The organism is Pseudomonas sp. MONT-RG-20F-20-E-7-02 (genome assembly GCF_022662395.1).
Classification (GTDB): Bacteria; Pseudomonadota; Gammaproteobacteria; order Pseudomonadales; family Pseudomonadaceae; genus Aquipseudomonas.
Genome location: NZ_JAKNQN010000003.1, coordinates 572,025 through 589,146, shown reverse-complemented (window position 1 = coordinate 589,146; position 17,122 = coordinate 572,025). Strand labels below are relative to the sequence as shown.

Sequence of the window (17,122 nt, the reverse complement as noted above, 5' to 3'; positions counted from 1 at the left end):
TGACCCAGATCACCATGGCCTATAACTGATTCAGCGATTCTCGCGGCTTTTTGTCCGCTCAACCTGCAAGGAAGCTGCTCGTGTTCGCCAACCTGCTGATCATTCTGGCCTCATCCCTGGTGGTGATTGCGCTGTTTCGCCGGCTGCAACTGCCGCCCGTGCTGGGCTACCTGTGTGTGGGCCTGGCGGTGGGGCCTACTGCCCTCGACTGGGTGAACGACAGCGAAGACCTGCCCGACCTCGCCGAACTGGGCGTGGTGTTCCTGCTGTTTTCCCTGGGGCTGGAATTTTCCCTGACCAAGATGCTGGCCCTGCGCAGCGTGGTGTTTGGCCTGGGCAGTTTGCAGGTGCTCGGTTGCGGGGTGTTGCTGGGCGGCCTGCTGATGGGCTTCGGCCTGTCGCCAGGTGTTGCGCTGCTGCTCGGCGCGGGCCTGGCACTGTCGTCTACGGCCATCGTCAGCAAGGAGTTGGGCAGCCTCGGCGAAATCTTCAGCAGCCATGGCCAGAACGCGATAGGCGTGCTGCTGTTCCAGGATGTGGTGGCAGTGTTGCTGCTGACCTTGGTGCCGGTGTTTGCCGGCAGCAGCGAGCAGGCCTGGTATTGGGCGCTGCCGTTGACCTTGGGCAAAACCGTGGTGTTGTTCGTCGGCCTGCTGCTCGCCAGCCGCTGGTTATTGCCACGCCTGTTCCATGAAGTCGCCGCGTCCCATTCGGCGGAGCTGTTTGTACTGTTAGCCCTGGTAATCGTATTGCTCACCGCCTGGCTCACACACTTGCTGGGGCTCTCCCCTGCCCTCGGCGCGTTCCTGGCCGGCATGCTGCTGGGGGAAAGCCACTACCGTCATCAGATCGAAGCGGATATCCGCCCGTTTCGCGACATTCTGCTGGGGCTGTTTTTCGTCAGCATCGGCATGCTCATCGACCTGCAGCTGTTCGTCAGCCATAGCCTGCTGATTCTCGGCCTGACCCTCGCGCTGATGCTGATCAAAGGCTGCGTCGTGGCAGCGCTGGTCAAGCTGCGCGGCAGCGACAGTGAAACCGCCTGGCGCAGCGGCCTGGCCCTGGCGCAAGGCGGCGAGTTCTGTTTTGCCCTGATGGCGCAAATGCAACAGAGCCGGCTGATTCCGGACGCATTCAACGGCTTGCTGCTGGCCGCCACCTTCTGTTCGATGCTGCTGACCCCATTGCTGCTGCGCGCCGCACCGGCGATTGCCCTGCGCCTGCACCGCAAGCCCAACCAGCAAGTGCAGCTGGAAGAAATCACCGCACTCAATGCCGAGTTACGCGGCCATGCGGTGATTTGCGGCTACGGCCGCGTCGGGCAAACCATCGGGCGGTTTCTACGCCGCGAACAACAGGCGTTTATCGCCCTGGATGACGACCCCGAACGCGTCAAGGAAGCCGCCACCGAAGACCGCAACGTGCATTACGGCGACTGCCGTCGCGGCGCCCTGCTCAGTGCCGTCGGCCTGGAACGCGCGCGGTTGGTGGTGATTGCCGTGGACAACAGCGATGTCGCCCTGACCGTCCTGAAGGAGGCAAGAAGGATCAACCCGCGGGTGCCCATCCTGGTGCGCACCCGGGATGACAGCCAACTGGCCGAATTGAAAGCAGCGGGCGCCAGCGAAGTGGTGCCCGAGCTGTTGGAGTCGAGCCTGATGCTCGCCTCCCACGCCTTGATCCTGCTGGGCCTGCCGGACCAACAGGTGCAGGCGCGGGTCGATGACGTGCGGCGCAGCCGTTATCGCCTGCTGCACGGCGTTTACCCGCCGACTGAAAAACCGATCAATCCTGACTGACCGCGCCAATTTTGTGGATCGACAGGTCCGCGCCGTAATACTCCTGTTCCTGGCTCAGGCGCAGCCCATGCACGCGCTTGATCACGCCGTACACCAGCAGGCCGCCGACCAGCGCCACTACCACGCCCAGCGCCGTGCCGATCAATTGGCTGATCAGGCTGACACCGCCCAGGCCGCCCAGAGCGGTCTGGCCGAAGATGCCACACGCAATGCCGCCCCACACGCCGCACAAACCATGCAGCGGCCACACACCCAGCACATCGTCGATCTTCCAGCGATCCTGGGCCGCGATGAAGCACCACACAAACAAGCCTCCGGCCACCGCCCCCGTGACCAGCGCGCCCACCGGGTGCATCAGGTCGGAACCGGCGCAGATTGCCACCAGCCCGGCCAGCGGACCGTTATGCAGGAAACCTGGGTCATTGCGGCCGATTAACAGGGCGGCCACGGTACCGCCAACCATGGCCATCAGCGAGTTCACGGCGACCAGGCCGCTGACGCCATTGAGGGTTTGCGCGCTCATCACGTTAAAACCGAACCAGCCGACAATTAAAATCCACGAGCCCAGCGCCAGGAACGGAATGCTCGACGGCGCAAACGCCACCAGTCGCCCTTCGCGATATCGCCCGTTGCGCGGCCCCAGCAACAATACCGCCGCCAGCGCCAGCCAACCGCCCATGGCATGCACCACCACGGAACCGGCGAAGTCATGGAAACTGGCGCCGAAGCGCGCAAGCAGCCAGGCTTGCAGGCCGAAGTTGCCGTTCCACACCATGCCTTCGAAAAACGGGTAGATAAACGCCACGATCAGCGCGGTGGCGCACAGCTGCGGAGCGAACTTTGCACGTTCGGCAATGCCGCCGGAAATAATTGCCGGAATCGCCGCCGCAAAGGTCAGCAGGAAGAAGAACTTCACCAGGCCATAGCCATGATTCGCACTGATCACCGCCGCCGGTTGCATGAAGCTCACACCGTAGGAGATCCAATAGCCTATAAAGAAATAGGCCAGGGTGGAGATGGCGAAGTCGCTGAGGATCTTCGACAGGGCATTGACCTGGTTTTTCTGGCGTACGGTGCCGACTTCCAGGAATGCGAAGCCGGCGTGCATGGCTAGGACCATGACCGCGCCGATCAGGATAAACAGGGTGTTGGAGCTGTGGACGAGCGTGTCCACTGCACTTTGCAGGTTGTCCATGGAGGTTGGCAGGCCTGTAATAAAGGCAAAAAGCACCAAAGCGGTTCAAGCCGGGGGTTGCGCGCACTAAATTGGCACCAACGACCCCGCCCCTCTTCAGAGGGCGTGAACCGCTTTAGCGCAGCGATCAACACAACAGGCCGTTGCCGACAGGGTTTTTCCGCGAGTTTCGGTTATTTAGGGTAAGGTTTTTCAAGGCATTCGCCCGAACCGCCCGGATTCAGCGCAGGCCCCAGGGCTTGCGCACCAAGGCAAAGCAAAAGCTGTACCAGACAATTGCACTGAACCTTCACCGAAGCCGGTGACTCGAAAACAAACGTAACGAACACAACAGCTGTACAGATCAGCCAATCACGGAGATAACCATGGCCAGAAGAACTGCAAAGACTGCTCAAGAAATACTGATGGCGGATTTTCAAACCCTGGTCAGCGACACCGAAAAGTTGCTCGACGACACCGCCGTGCTGGCCGGTGACCAGGCCGATGAGCTGCGCACCAAGATCCATGACAGCCTGCTCAAGGCCCGTGAAACCCTGCAACTGACCGAAGACTCCCTGCGTGAGCGCGGCCAGGCGGCGGTGACTGCGACGGAAGATTACGTGCAGGCCAACCCTTGGCAGTCTGTCGGCATTGCTGCCGGCGTGGGCTTTCTGATCGGCCTGCTGGCTACAAGGCGCTAACTATGGCAATCGGCGAAAACGGCCCGTCCACGGGCGCAGGCTCCACATCACGACGCCTGGGCGCGGCCGTTCTCGGCCTGCTGCACAGCCATGTCGAGTTGTTTGGCATCGAGTTGCAAGAGCAGAAGTCGCGTACGGTCAGCCTGCTGTTGTTTGCCGGCTTGGCGCTGGTGTTTGCCCTGCTGTTGCTGGTGGGGTTGTCGGCGTTGGTGATGATTCTGGTATGGGACACCTACCGTCTTACGGGGATCATCAGCCTCTGCGTGTTCTACACCCTGGCCGCAGCCTTCTGCGGGGTGCGTTTGAAAGCGGCGATATTTGATGAATCCACGCCGTTTCACGCCACCCTTGAAGAGCTGGCCAATGATCGGGAGCGCCTGCTGCCATGAGCCTCACTGAAGTCCCGCAAAACACCACGCGTCGGGAAATGCGCAAGGCGTTGATTCGCCTGCGCATGGAAATGCACCGTCAGGAAATCCGTCACGAGTCCCAGCAACTCATGGCGCCCCTGAACAAGGTGCGTGACATGCGCCATAACTGGCAAGACAGCCTGGGCATCAAACACGCGCCGCTGTGGGGCGTGGCGGCGGTGACGCTGATGGGCTTCTTCACCGGCAAGGGCGCCAAAGGCGGCAGTATCAGCAGCCTGACGCGCCTGGTGCGGCTGGGGGCGGGGTTGATCCCGTTGATCAAGCTGGCCATGCAAGGCGCTTCGCGCAAAGGCTAAGCTCGCGCTGGCTGCATTCTTGCAAACAGAATCGGCCCGGCCCTCGTTACTGAGGGCCGGGCCTTTTTTCGCTGATTGTTTTTAAGGAGGCCTCGTGATCGACGGGCAACCGCTCGCCTGTTTCCAGCCGTTTATTGACACCGCCACCGGGCGCATCGCTGGCGTCGAAGCGCTCGGCCGCCTGCGCCAGGCGGATGGCCGCTTGCAGTCGGTAGGCCCACTGTTTGCCGACCCACGCACGCCGGGCGTGGCCTTGCGCCGCCTCGACCGACAGATCCGCGACAATGCCCTGAGCCGTCTGCATGAAGCGCCCGAAGACTGGTTCCTCAGCCTGAACATCTCGCCGCGCTGGATCAACCGACTGCGCCCCGGCCAAGCCTTGCCCAGCTTGAAGCAGGTGCATGCCCATGGCGTCGACCCGCAGCGCATCGTGTTCGAGATCACCGAATTGGGCGGCGACATTCAGCGCCTCGCCGATGTGGTAGCGCGTTATCGCGAAGCCGGTGCACGCATCGCCATCGATGACTTCGGCGCCGGTTATTCCCAACTCGATCGGGTATTGGCGCTGCAGCCGGACATCCTCAAGCTGGACATGCGCCTGTTTCAGGAAGCCGCCAAAGGCGGCCCGAGCAGCGAAGTGGTGCGGGCACTGGCGCAAATGGCCGAAAAAACCGGGTGCTGGATCATCGCCGAAGGCGTGGAAACCGAGGCGCAGTTGAGTTTTGCCCTGGAATGCGGCGCACGCTATGTGCAGGGTTACCTGTTTGCCCAGGCGCAGCTCGACTGGTTTGCCACGGATGCGTTCGTGTCGCGCTTTGCCCAGCTACGCAGCGTCTACGTGCAGCACAAACTGGCGGAGCGCGGTCGTATCATGCAGTTGCGCCTGCAATTGGCCGAGCTGATGAAAATCCTCCAGGCCTGGGCACAAAACCGTGCACCGCTGGACCACTTGCCGCAATTGCCGGACTTCCCCTGGCTGTTGCGCTTTTACCAGTGCGACCGCCATGGCACCCAGTTGACGCCCAACTTCGAGTGGCGCCAGGACGCCTGGCAGGCCGACAGTCGCTACCTGGGCCACAACTGGTCGTGGCGGCCCTACTTCTACTATCTGCTCGCCGAAGGCTGGGAGGAACGGCGCCTGACCCTTTCCTCAACCTACCGCGATGCCACCACCAACCAGTACTGCCTGACCGCCGGACAATTCTTCGATAACGGTCAGCGTTTGCTGTTAATCGATATCGACGCGGCCGGACTGTAGATTTTCGCTTGCCCCGCCAGGGCGGAACCGCGAAGCTGGGCAGTGTCATTCACCGCACGGAGAGTACCCGCCTTGGATTGGCCCACCCTGCTAACCCGCGAACGTCTTGGAAAGCCCCTGCATAGCCCGGAAGAATTGGGTCGCAGCCCGTTTCACAAGGACCATGACCGCATTATTTTCTCCGGCGCGTTCCGTCGCCTGGGGCGCAAGACCCAAGTGCACCCGGTGTCCAGCAACGACCATATCCACACCCGCCTGACCCACTCACTGGAAGTCAGTTGCGTCGGTCGCTCCCTCGGCATGCGCGTAGGCGAAACCCTGCGCAGCGCCCTGCCCGACTGGTGCGACCCGAGCGACCTGGGCATGGTGGTGCAATCGGCCTGCCTGGCCCACGACATCGGCAACCCGCCGTTCGGGCACTCCGGTGAAGATGCGATTCGTCACTGGTTCCAGCAGGCAGCCGGGCGCGGCTGGCTGGACGACATGAGCAGTGCCGAACGCAATGACTTCCTCAATTTTGAAGGCAACGCGCAAGGCTTTCGCGTGCTCACCCAGCTTGAGTACCACCAGTTCGACGGCGGTACACGACTGACCTATGCCACCTTGGGCACTTACCTGAAATACCCCTGGACCGCCCGCCACGCGGACTCGTTGGGTTATAAAAAGCATAAGTTCGGCTGTTACCAGAGCGAGCTGCCGATCCTTGAGCAGATCGCCCACAAGCTCGGGCTGCCACAGCTGGAAGAACAACGCTGGGCCCGTCACCCGCTGGTGTACTTGATGGAGGCAGCCGACGATATCTGCTACGCGTTGATCGACCTCGAAGACGGGCTGGAAATGGAGTTGCTGGAATACACCGAGGTCGAGTCATTGTTGCTCGACCTGGTGGGCGACGATCTGCCCCAGACGTATCGGCAACTGGGCGCGCAGGACTCGCGTCGACGCAAGCTGGCGATCCTGCGCGGCAAGGCCATTGAGCACCTGACCAATGCCGCTGCACGTGCCTTCGTCGAACAACAGGATGCCTTGCTCGCCGGCACGCTGCCGGGCGACTTGGTGGAGCACATGCACGGCCCCGCCAAGCGTTGCGTGCTGGACGCCAAGGACATGGCGCGCAAGAAAATCTTCCAGGACAAGCGCAAGACCCTGCATGAAATCGGCGCCTACACCACGCTGGAAATCCTCTTGAACGCGTTTTGTGGTGCAGCGCTGGAGCAACATGGCGGGCGCACGCCGTCGTTCAAGAACCGGCGCATCCTCGACTTGCTGGGTAACAACGCACCCAACCCAGCCTGGCCGCTGCACGCGTCGTTCCTGCGCATGATCGACTTTATCGCCGGCATGACCGACAGCTATGCAACCGAAATGGCGCGTGAGATGACAGGGCGCTCCAGCCCGCAGTGAAGAAATGGGTCACGCCGCCTGCCTCCCGCACAGAATTTGCCTACGGCGGGAACAGAGCGGCCTGATCGAATTCGCACATTCATTCGAGGAATAATCACGCACGCTTCCGGCGGACGTGGCGAGCAATTCCTACGCCCCACCCCATCGACTCTTGACTGACCCATGTGCCTCCTATGCCCAGTTCCCCCCTCCGAATCCTATTGGTGGAGGATCATCCCTTTCAACTGCTGGCCACTCAGTGCCTTCTCAAAAGTTTCGGCTTCGAGCGCCTGACCCTGGCTGAAAATGCCGAACAGGCTATCCGCGTGATGTCTGCGTCCCAGGCACCCTTTGATCTGATGCTATGCGACCAATGCCTGCCGGATTTACCGGGGCTGGAACTGGTGGAAATCGCCACCCGCCAACGCTTTATAATGGGTGCCATCCTATTGAGCGGGCTCCCCGCCACAGAACTTTCCAACCTGATGAGCCAAGCCCTGGCGCGCGGTTTACCCCTCCTGGGTTATTTATTGAAACCTTTGAACAGAGACGAACTTGCAACGTTAATTGCACCAATACGCCGATTATAAATGTAGGACTTTAAACGCTGTCCATCGACGAAACATCACCTGAACCCTCCGCTAAACCCTTGGCGCCGCCAATAAGCACAATGCCTCAATAATTGCTTACACCTACCGTCACAAAGACTTATCGACTGGTAGGCTATTACCTTTTTTCATGTAGGAATTCTCTTGTTTTATACCTACTCCCCACAAGGTTCATGCGCCCCCCTCATCTTCTGAGCTAATGTGCCCGCTTTATTTGCACTTGCATGGAACGTGATTATGAACACAGTTTTTATCATTGATGACCACCCGGTTATACGGCTGGCGATTCGGATGTTGTTGGAACACGAAGGTTATAAAGTCGTCGGTGAAACGGACAACGGCTGTGATGCGATACAGATGGTTCGTGAGTGCCTGCCGGACTTGATTATTCTGGATATCAGCATCCCCAAACTTGATGGCCTCGAAGTGCTGTGCCGATTCAACGCCATGAACACCTCGATGAAAACCCTGATTCTGACCGCCCAATGCCCGACGCTGTTCGCCACCCGCTGCATGCGCTCAGGTGCGGATGGTTATGTGTGCAAGGAAGGCGACCTGAGCGAGCTGCTGAGCGCGATCCGTGCGGTGCTGTCGGGCTACAATTACTTCCCCAGCCAGGCCTTGAACGCCAACAACGCAGACGGCAAGGACTTCGAGGAACTTGAACTGTTCAAGACAGTGAATGATCGAGAACTAATGGTGTTACAACTTTTTGCACAAGGCCGCACCAACAAAGAAATAGCCAAAGGCATGTTTCTCAGTAACAAGACAGTAAGCACTTACAAAAAAAGGCTGATGCAAAAACTTAAAGCCAAATCCTTGGTAGAACTTATCGAGATGGCAAAACGAAACGCGCTAGTGTGAGAAAGCGGATGCCCAGGTGTATAAAGGACTATTTGATTATATTAATCGCCGGCGTGTGCTTCAGCACGACCGCATCCGCGACCTCTCAACCCGGTCCGGAACACTTCACCTTATTGAGCCGCGCGGCTGCCGTTCAACTGGATGTTCAACTGGACAAGGCTCAGCGCCAGTGGCTGCAGAACAAACGCGAGTTGGTATTAGGCACTGCCGCACCTGACTACCCGCCCTTCGATCTTACCTCCAGCGGCCGCGATTATGAGGGCCTGACCGCCGATTACGCAGGGTTGTTGAGCAAAGCCCTGGCCTTGCCGATCAAGGTACTTCGCTACTCATCGCGGGAGGCATCCATACATGCCCTCGAAACCGGCGAAATTGATCTGCTGGGCTCCGCCAACGGGTTTGAGGCCGCCAACCCGAACCTCACGTTGTCGCAACCCTACGCCGTGGATCAACCCGTGCTGGTGACCCGGGAGAGCGAAACGCGCAGCCTGAGCGACGGCCTGGCCGGGCTTCGCATGAGCCTGGTCTACCATTACCTGCCGCTCGATGAAGTGGAAAAGTTATACCCGCAAGCGCAGATTCGCGCTTACCCCTCGTTTCAAAACGCCTTGAATGCGGTGGCTTTCGAACAGGCGGACGTGTTTCTCGGCGATACCATTTCCACCCATTACATGATCAACAAGGGCTACCTGAAGAATATCCGCATGGCCAACTTCGGCAAGCATGAAGCCTACGGTTTCAGCTTTGCCATGCGCCACGACCAACACACGCTCTTGAGTATCGTCGACACGGTGCTGGCCGCCGTACCCATGAATGAGCGGGACAGCATCGCCAAGCGCTGGAGCGCCGGCAGCGATATTTTGCTGACCGATAAAAAACTGCAGCTGACCCAACGCGAAGAGCGCTGGCTCAAAGACAACCCGGTGGTGAGGGTCGTGGTCAACGAGACCCTCGCGCCACTGACGTTCTTTGATGCCGACGGCAACTTTCGTGGCATCACCGCCGATTTGCTGGAGCTGATTCGCCTGCGTACCGGGTTGCGTTTCGAGATCCAGCGCACTCGCGAAGTCAACGCGATGATCGACCAGCTCGTCACCGGCAAGGCCGATATCATCGGCGCTATCGTCCCCAGCGCCGAACGGGAAACCCAGCTGAGTTTCAGTCGCCCCTACCTGGAAAACTCCTATGTTCTGCTGACCCGCAAGGAGCCCAACGCGCCCTCGAACCTGGAACAGATGGCAGGCCTGCGCCTGGCAATCACCGAGGGCAACCCAATGGAAAAAATCCTGCGCCAGGATTTCCCGCTGGTCCACCTGGTGGAAGTCAGCGATACCTTCAAGGCCTCGGAATTGCTCGCCCAGGGAAAAGTGGAAGGCGCAGTGAATTCGCTGGTGATCGCCAACTATTTGCTCTCCTCGCTGATGTTCCAGGACAAGCTGCAGATCAGCACCAGTATCGGCACCCTGCCCGCCACGTTCGCCCTGGCGACGCCGCGCCGCGCGGTCGAACTCAGTTCAATCCTGGACAAGGCGCTGCTGAGCATTGCTCCGGACGAAATGGGCGTGATCAACAGTCGCTGGCGAGGCTACAGCGCCGCCTCCGACAGCTATTGGCGCAATTACCACCAACTGATCGCGCAAATCATCATCGGCACCGGGCTGTTGCTGCTGATCTCGTTGACCTGGAACGCCTACATGCGCCGCCAGATCAAACACCGCAAGATGGCCGAGCGCGCCCTCAACGATCAATTCGAATTCATGCGGGCACTGGTGAATGAAACGCCGCACCCCATTTATGTGCGTGATCGCAAGGGGCTGCTGCAAACCTGCAATGACAGTTACCTGCAGGTGTTCGACGTCAAGCGCGAAGAAGTGATTGGCAAAAGTGTGATCCAGATGGACATGGCGCTGGAGTCGGAAGCTGCGCAGTACCACGCCGACTACCAGCGGGTGGTGCACGAAGGTAACCCGTTGATCCTTGATCGCACGCTGCATATTCAAGGAAAAAAACTGACGATCTACCATTGGATCCTGCCCTATCGCGACTCGGTCGGCGAAGTGCAAGGCATCATCGGTGGCTGGATCGATATCAGTGAGCGGCGCCAACTGTTCGACGAGTTGCGCACCGCCAAGGAACGCGCCGATGAAGCCAACCGTGCCAAAAGTACCTTTCTCGCCACCATGAGCCATGAGATCCGTACGCCGATGAATGCGGTGATCGGCATGCTCGAGCTGACACTCAAACGCGCCGACCAGGGCCATCTTGATCGCCCGGCTATCGAAGTGGCCTACAACTCGGCCAAGGACCTGCTGGAGCTGATCGGCGACATCCTCGACATCGCGCGCATCGAGTCCGGCCGTCTGAGCCTGGCCCCGGAGCGCGTGAACCTGGGCGAGGTGATCGAGTCGGTGGTGCGCGTCTTCGATGGCCTGGCCCGGCAGAAGACCCTCAGCCTGCTGCTGGAGTCCGATCCCGTTATCGACGATACCGCCGTGCTGATCGACCCCTTGCGCTTCAAACAGGTGCTGTCCAACCTGGTCAGCAATGCCATCAAGTTCACCGAGCGCGGGCAGGTGAAGATCAAGGTGAACGTGCACGCCACCGAACGGCCGCAGGAGATCCAGATGAAACTGGTGGTCGAGGACACCGGCATCGGCATCAGCCGAGACGACCAATTACGGCTGTTCGAGCCCTTTGCCCAGGCTGACAACTCTGGGCACCTGGCCAGGAGCGGAGCAGGCCTGGGCCTGGTGATCTGTCGCAGCCTGTGCTCAATGATGGGCGGGCAACTGAGCCTGAGCAGCGTGCCGATGGTGGGTACCCAGGTCCATGTCACCCTGAACATGACGCTCCTGCAGCCGATCGAAGTGCTGGACGAACTCAAGTCGCAGGCCCCTGCTGCCGCCCCGGTACTCAACGTACTGGTGGTGGACGACCACCCGGCGAACCGCTTGTTGATGTGCCAGCAACTGGGTTACCTGGGGCACCAGTTCACTGCCGCTCAGCACGGTGCCGCCGGGTTTCAAGCCTGGCGCCAGGAGCGCTTCGACCTGGTGATCGCCGACTGCAATATGCCCGTCATGAATGGCTACGAGTTGAGCCGCTCGATCCGTGAATATGAGCAACGTGAGCAACTGGCGCCTTGCGTGATACTCGGCTTCACCGCCAACGCCCAACCCGAGGAGAAACTACGCTGCGCGCAAGCGGGCATGAACGATTGCCTGTTCAAACCCATCAGCCTCACGGCACTGGAACTGCAACTGGGGCAAATCCGGCCACAACCCGCGGGCCAGCAGCTGGAACTGGACTGTCTGGATGCGTTGACCGGTGGCGACCCGCTCCTGAGCCGGCGCTTACTGGAGGAACTGTTGAGCAGCAGCCGCCTGGACCGCCAGGAACTGCTGGCCCTGCTGGCTCGGCAGGCGCCGCCCCAAGCCATTATCGAGCAAGCCCACAAAATCAAGGGCGCAGCGCGCATCGTGCAGGCAAGCGCCCTGGCGACGCAATGCGAAGCGCTCGAGCAGGCCTGCGCCCGCAGCGAGGATCGTGCCCTGATCGAAACCTACGTGAAGTCCCTGGAAAAGCTCATGCTTGAATTGGAAAGGACGCTGCACGTGCAGCTCCATAAGCTGGATAGCCAGAACCTTGGCTAGCCCCTTCCTGACAGATCAGCAGTCGGTCAAGCGCAGGAAAATCGCCGCCAACCGCTCGATACCCGCCTGGTCCTCAAGGCTGAAACGGGCCAGCGACGGGCTGTCCAGATCAAGCACGCCGATCAACACGCCGTCCTTGACCAACGGCACCACCAGTTCGCTGTTAGACGCGCTGTCACAGGCGATATGCCCGGGGAACGCGTGAACGTCTTCCACCCGCTGGGTTTGCCGCGATGCCGCCGCGGCGCCGCAGACGCCACGACCGAACGGAATACGCACACAGGCGATCTGGCCCTGGAACGGGCCAAGCACCAATTCTTCATTGCGATTGAGGTAGAAGCCCGCCCAGTTCAAGTCATCCAGCTGGTTGAACAGAAACGCCGAAAACTGCGCACTGTTGGCGATGAAGTCGCGCTCATCGGCCAGCAGCGACTCCAACTGCGCGCAAAGCATGGCATAGCCGTCCAGGCCGGTGCCGGCCTGTTGTAAATCGATCATGGTTGACGCTCCAACAACTTGAGTCCTACCCAGTAACGGGCGAATTGATACGCGCAACGGCCGTTGCGGTTGCCGCGCCCGGTGGCCCAGCGCACGGCGAGAATGTCGAGGGCTTCATCACGCTGCCACTGCAAACCAGCCTTGCTGGCCAGCTCGCCGATCCAGTGCTCGACCACATCCAGGAAGTGTTCCTGGCTGAACGGGTAGAACGACAACCACAGGCCAAAACGGTCGGACAAGGCAATCTTGTCCTCCACCGCCTCACTGGGGTGCAACTCGCCATCCACCCGCTTCCAATTGTCGTTGTCGCTCTGGTTTTCCGGCACCAGGTGACGGCGGTTCGAGGTGGCGTACAGCAGCACGTTTTCCGGCGCCTGTTCCAGCGAGCCGTCCAGCACACTCTTGAGCACGCGGTAGTCGCCCTCGCCGGCCTCGAAGGACAGGTCATCACAGAACAGGATAAAACGCTGCGGCAGCTTGAGCAGTTGCTCGACCACGCGCGGCAGGTCGGCCAAGTGATCGCGCTCGATTTCAATCAGGCGCAAACCGGCCTTGGCGTGCTGCGCCAGCAAGGCGCGCACCATCGACGATTTACCCGTGCCACGCGAGCCCCACAGCAACGCATGGTTGGCGGGCAGGCCATCAAGAAATTGTTGCGTGTTGCGTGCCAACTGCTCACGTTGCTTGTCTACCCCTATGAGGTCGGACAGGCGCATGTCCAGGCTGACGTCCAGCGGCAGCAAAAAGCCTGAGCGGCCTTCACGCTGCCAACGGGCGGCGAGGCATTGGTTCCAGTCGATGGCTTGGCGCGGTGCAGGTAACAAGGGTTCCAGGCGAGCCAGTACCGCATCGGCCCGCTCAAGAAAGGCATTCAATCGAGAATCCACGATTATTCCTCTGGCAAGTTCTTGCAAAAGATGGCGTATTGGCAACCCTGCGGCAGACCGCACGCGGCTGCGTAAAAAAATGATTCATGCCGGCCAAGCCAGAGCGTGTGGATGTTCAGCTATGCTTGCCGGGCGAAGGGAAACGTGAAGTGGTTCAACACCCGATGGATATCAAGTTCGCCCACCGCTTGTCTTATAAACAAGCTCGATTGACTGTGCTGGTCGGTTTCGTCTTGGGAACCTTGCTCAGTCTGATCCAAATCGGCATTGATTATGCCAGCGAAGACGCATCCATCAACCGTGAAATACGCTCGCTGATCGAAATCAGCCATAACCCCGCTTCACGTATTGCCTACAACATCGACGCCGAACTCGCCCAGGAACTGACCCTGGGCCTGCTGCATTCCCCGGCGATCATTCATGCGCAATTGGTCGATAACAATGGTGTGGTCCTGGCCGACGTCGATCGCCCGCGCAAGGAAAGTACCTACCGGCCTCTCAGCGATTTTCTGTTCGGCGCCAACCGCCAGTTTGAAGACCGGCTGTTCTTGAGCCACATGCCCAACGATTCCCTCGGCGTCTTGCGCCTGGACGTGGACACTTACGCCTTTGGCAGCCGTTTCCTGCACCGCGCCGAGATTACCCTGCTCAACGGCTTTGCCCGCAGCCTGCTGCTGACGGGCATTCTGCTCGGCCTGTTCTACGTGATGCTGACTCAGCCACTGGTGCGCATTATTCGCGCGCTGAGCACCAGCAAGCAGGCCCACCTGGACTGCCCACCGGGGCACGAAAACGACGAAATCGGCGTGCTGGTCAGCGTTGCCAACCAGCAATTTGAAAACATGGAGACCGAAATCCAGCAACGGCGCCACGCCGAGGACCGCCTCACCGAATACCTGAGCCAACTGGAAACGATCGTCTCTGCGCGCACCCTTGAACTCAAGGCCAGCAACCAGCGCTTGAGCCAATCCAACGATGAACTGGAAGCGGCAAAGTTGACCGCATTGGCCATGGCCCAGGCCCGCGCTGCATTCCTGGCCAATATGAGCCACGAGATCCGTACACCGCTCAATGGGCTGCTGGGAATGATCGCGCTGTCGCTGGACAGCCCGCTGAACGCCGAACAGCGCCAACAACTGTCCATCGCCCACGATTCGGGCAAGGTGCTGGTGGAGTTGCTCAACGATATCCTCGACCTGTCGAAGTTCGACGCCGGCCAGCTGGAGCTGGAGCGCATCCCGTTTGACCTGGGGTCGCTGGTGGAAGACACCGCCAACTTGCTGTCGCAGAACGCCGCGCCGAGTGTCGAGTTGACCTGCTTGATCGACCCGCTGTTTCCAGCCCAAGTGATAGGTGACCCGACGCGGGTACGGCAGATCGTCAGCAACTTGCTCTCCAATGCCTTGAAGTTCACCCGCTTCGGGCGCGTGGACGTATACCTGAGCGCCCTTGATGGCCGGGTAAAAATCGAAGTCTGTGACACCGGTATCGGCATTGCCCAGGAAGCGCAGGTAAAGATATTCCAGCCGTTCACCCAGGCGGGCGCGGGTATCACTCGCCAGTTTGGCGGCACGGGACTGGGGCTGGCATTGACGCATAACCTGTGTGAAGCAATGAGCGGCCGCTTGAGTATCAGCTCTGAAGTCGGGTTTGGCAGCCAGTTCTGTGCCGAGCTGCCGCTGCCCACGCATTTACCCGCCGCCCGTCAGGCGCCCCTGGCAGGCGACGTGATGGTGATCACCAGCAGCCGTAATGGCCTGACGGAGTTGCTGACCAACTTGCTGCCGCACTGGTGCCTGACGCCGCGCCTTTACTCCCAGGACGATGACCTGAGCGGGCAAACTCCCGACTTACTGATCACTGACTGCCCGGAGTGCCTGTTCCGCTTACGCCCGGCGATTACCGCGCCAATCCTGCTGGTGACCGCCTATGGCAACTTCATGCCCAGCGAGGAAGTCGCAGGCCTGGCGCCGCTGCAGCAACAGGCACGCCCATTGAGCCGCAACGCGCTGTACCAGATTCTGCAGCGCAACTTGCACAGTGACGCACAACTGATCCTTGACCCGATCCAGATGGACGCCGCGCCCTTCACGCACCGGGCGCGCATCCTGTTGGTGGAGGACAACCCGGTCAATCAACTGGTGGCCAAGGGCATGCTCAGCAAGCTCGGTTGCGAAGTGATCGTGGCCGCCCACGGTGGCGAAGCGCTCAAGTTCCTTGAGGAACAGCGCTTTGACATGGTGTTGATGGACTGCAACATGCCAGTGATGAACGGCTACGAAGCCAGCCGGCAGATTCGTCGCAGCGGGCGCTGGCCGGACTTGCCCATCGTCGCCTTGACCGCCAACGCCCTGGCCGAGGAACGCGAACGTTGCCGGGCCGCCGGCATGGATGACTACCTGGCCAAGCCGTTTCGCCGTGAAGAACTCAAGGCGCTGCTGGACTTGTGGGTGCCACAGACGACAAGTCCTTGATCTGCGCCAGCAACTGGTCCAGGCCGTGGCGCAAGGCGTCGGCCTGATTCAGGTCGATGCCGCTGTCACACAACAGCCGGGTTTTCAGGCCGTGGGTCTGGTCGCGTAAATGCACACCGGCCGGGGTCAGGCTCAAGTGCACCTCCCGCTCATCCCGCGCACTGCGCTGGCGCCGAACCAGGGCGAGCTGCTCAAGACGCTTGAGCAGGGGCGTCAACGTGCCGGAATCGAGCATCAACCGCTGCCCCAATGCCTTGACCGTGGGCTGCGGCGCAGCTGCCGCGTGCCACTCCCACAGCACCAGCATGACCACGTATTGCGGGTAGGTCAGGCCCAACTGGTCGAGCATTGGCTTGTAGGCACGCGTCACCGCGCGGGAGGCGGCGTAGAGCTTGAAACACAGCTGGTCGTCCAGGGCCAGGGACACGGTGGTTGCGTCGATCATTTGAGCAGGGCTTCGATCTCTTGGGTCAAGTTCTGGGGCTTGGTGGTTGGGCCAAAACGCTTGACCACCTTACCGTCACGACCAATCAGGAACTTGGTGAAATTCCACTTGATGCCCTTGGAACCCAGCAACCCAGGCGCTTGCTTTTTAAGCTGCACGAACAGCGGGTGGGCCTCGCTGCCGTTGACGTCGATCTTCTTGAACAGCGGGAAGCTGACGCCGAAATTCAATTCGCAGAATTCGGAAATCGCCGTTTCGTTGCCCGGCTCCTGTTTACCGAATTGGTTGCAGGGGAACCCCAGCACCACCAATCCTTGGTCTTTGTACTGCTGCCAGAGCTGTTCGAGGCCTTTGTACTGCGGGGTGAAGCCACATTTGCTGGCGGTGTTGACCACCAAAATGGCCTTGCCGGCAAAATCGGCCAAGGTCTTTTGCTCACCCTTGATGGTGGTGCACGGGATGCTCAGCAGGTTGTTGCTCATGGCAGTGCCTCGATTAAGATGAAAGACGCTGAAAGATAGTAGACGATTCAATTGTGTGCAATTTAATTGATCGCATTGATGATGCGTACTCGATGCAACTATGGGGCGGGTTTGGCCGCGATGCAGGCACGCCTGTCACTGCTTTGAAGCTGACGCAGAGCGTCAAGGG

General features: G+C 60.1%; 15 protein-coding genes. 10 read left to right on the top strand and 5 right to left on the bottom strand.

Translation table 11 applies throughout. The features are described from left to right. The first annotated feature begins 80 nt into the window (after positions 1 to 80). On the top strand, positions 81 to 1,799 hold the full coding sequence (locus tag L8I05_RS11850; protein WP_242169091.1) for a monovalent cation:proton antiporter-2 (CPA2) family protein: 1,719 nt from the start codon (positions 81 to 83) through the stop codon (positions 1,797 to 1,799). Here L8I05_RS11850 and L8I05_RS11845 read toward each other — a convergent pair. Then, positions 1,786 to 2,994 (bottom strand): ammonium transporter, encoded by a 1,209-nt coding sequence (locus L8I05_RS11845; protein ID WP_242169089.1) that lies wholly within the window; start codon positions 2,992 to 2,994, stop codon positions 1,786 to 1,788. The two genes, L8I05_RS11850 and L8I05_RS11845, sit on opposite strands and share 14 nt — an antisense overlap. A 365-nt stretch (positions 2,995 to 3,359) precedes the next feature. Here L8I05_RS11845 and L8I05_RS11840 point away from each other — a divergent pair, with 365 nt between their 5' ends. The 8 genes from L8I05_RS11840 (at position 3,360) to L8I05_RS11805 (ending at position 12,167) form a co-directional block, all read left to right on the top strand. Next, on the top strand, positions 3,360 to 3,674 hold the full coding sequence (locus L8I05_RS11840; RefSeq protein WP_058411763.1) for a YqjD family protein: 315 nt from the start codon (positions 3,360 to 3,362) through the stop codon (positions 3,672 to 3,674). A gap of 2 nt (positions 3,675 to 3,676) precedes the next feature. After that, entirely contained in the window at positions 3,677 to 4,063 is a 387-nt protein-coding gene (locus tag L8I05_RS11835; protein WP_159955041.1) for a phage holin family protein, read from the top strand. Further along, positions 4,060 to 4,401, top strand: a complete 342-nt coding sequence (locus tag L8I05_RS11830) for a hypothetical protein (RefSeq protein ID WP_159955040.1) — start codon at positions 4,060 to 4,062, stop codon at positions 4,399 to 4,401. Before L8I05_RS11835 ends, L8I05_RS11830 begins: the two co-directional genes overlap by 4 nt. A 94-nt stretch (positions 4,402 to 4,495) precedes the next feature. Beyond that, positions 4,496 to 5,659, top strand: a complete 1,164-nt coding sequence (locus tag L8I05_RS11825) for an EAL domain-containing protein (RefSeq protein WP_242169087.1) — start codon at positions 4,496 to 4,498, stop codon at positions 5,657 to 5,659. Between the two features lie 72 nt (positions 5,660 to 5,731). Continuing rightward, positions 5,732 to 7,063: a deoxyguanosinetriphosphate triphosphohydrolase gene (locus L8I05_RS11820; protein WP_159955038.1), complete on the top strand. Its 1,332-nt coding sequence runs from the start codon at positions 5,732 to 5,734 to the stop codon at positions 7,061 to 7,063. 173 nt (positions 7,064 to 7,236) lie between these two features. Beyond that, positions 7,237 to 7,632 carry a response regulator gene (locus L8I05_RS11815; RefSeq protein ID WP_242169085.1) on the top strand — a complete coding sequence of 132 codons (396 nt, stop codon included), beginning with the start codon at positions 7,237 to 7,239 and terminating at the stop codon, positions 7,630 to 7,632. 255 nt (positions 7,633 to 7,887) lie between these two features. Beyond that, on the top strand, positions 7,888 to 8,514 hold the full coding sequence (locus tag L8I05_RS11810; protein WP_159955036.1) for a response regulator transcription factor: 627 nt from the start codon (positions 7,888 to 7,890) through the stop codon (positions 8,512 to 8,514). A gap of 8 nt (positions 8,515 to 8,522) precedes the next feature. Beyond that, on the top strand, positions 8,523 to 12,167 hold the full coding sequence (locus L8I05_RS11805; RefSeq protein ID WP_242169083.1) for a transporter substrate-binding domain-containing protein: 3,645 nt from the start codon (positions 8,523 to 8,525) through the stop codon (positions 12,165 to 12,167). Positions 12,168 to 12,182: 15 nt separating this feature from the next. Here L8I05_RS11805 and L8I05_RS11800 read toward each other — a convergent pair whose 3' ends face one another. Then, positions 12,183 to 12,665 carry a GAF domain-containing protein gene (locus L8I05_RS11800; RefSeq protein ID WP_159955034.1) on the bottom strand — a complete coding sequence of 161 codons (483 nt, stop codon included), beginning with the start codon at positions 12,663 to 12,665 and terminating at the stop codon, positions 12,183 to 12,185. Further along, complete coding sequence (locus L8I05_RS11795; RefSeq protein WP_177015989.1) at positions 12,662 to 13,552, bottom strand: ATP-binding protein; 891 nt, start codon at positions 13,550 to 13,552, stop codon at positions 12,662 to 12,664. Before L8I05_RS11795 ends, L8I05_RS11800 begins: the two co-directional genes overlap by 4 nt. 164 nt (positions 13,553 to 13,716) lie before the next feature. Here L8I05_RS11795 and L8I05_RS11790 point away from each other — a divergent pair, with 164 nt between their 5' ends. Next, entirely contained in the window at positions 13,717 to 16,026 is a 2,310-nt protein-coding gene (locus L8I05_RS11790) for a response regulator (protein WP_242169360.1), read from the top strand. Here the strand turns inward: L8I05_RS11790 and L8I05_RS11785 are convergent. Together L8I05_RS11785 and L8I05_RS11780 are read right to left on the bottom strand one after the other, a co-directional pair. Then, a complete protein-coding gene (locus tag L8I05_RS11785) occupies positions 15,980 to 16,471 on the bottom strand; it encodes a MarR family transcriptional regulator (protein WP_242169081.1) in 492 nt (163 codons plus the stop codon). The two genes, L8I05_RS11790 and L8I05_RS11785, sit on opposite strands and share 47 nt — an antisense overlap. Further along, complete coding sequence (locus L8I05_RS11780; protein ID WP_159955031.1) at positions 16,468 to 16,953, bottom strand: glutathione peroxidase; 486 nt, start codon at positions 16,951 to 16,953, stop codon at positions 16,468 to 16,470. Before L8I05_RS11780 ends, L8I05_RS11785 begins: the two co-directional genes overlap by 4 nt. Positions 16,954 to 17,122 lie beyond the last annotated feature (169 nt).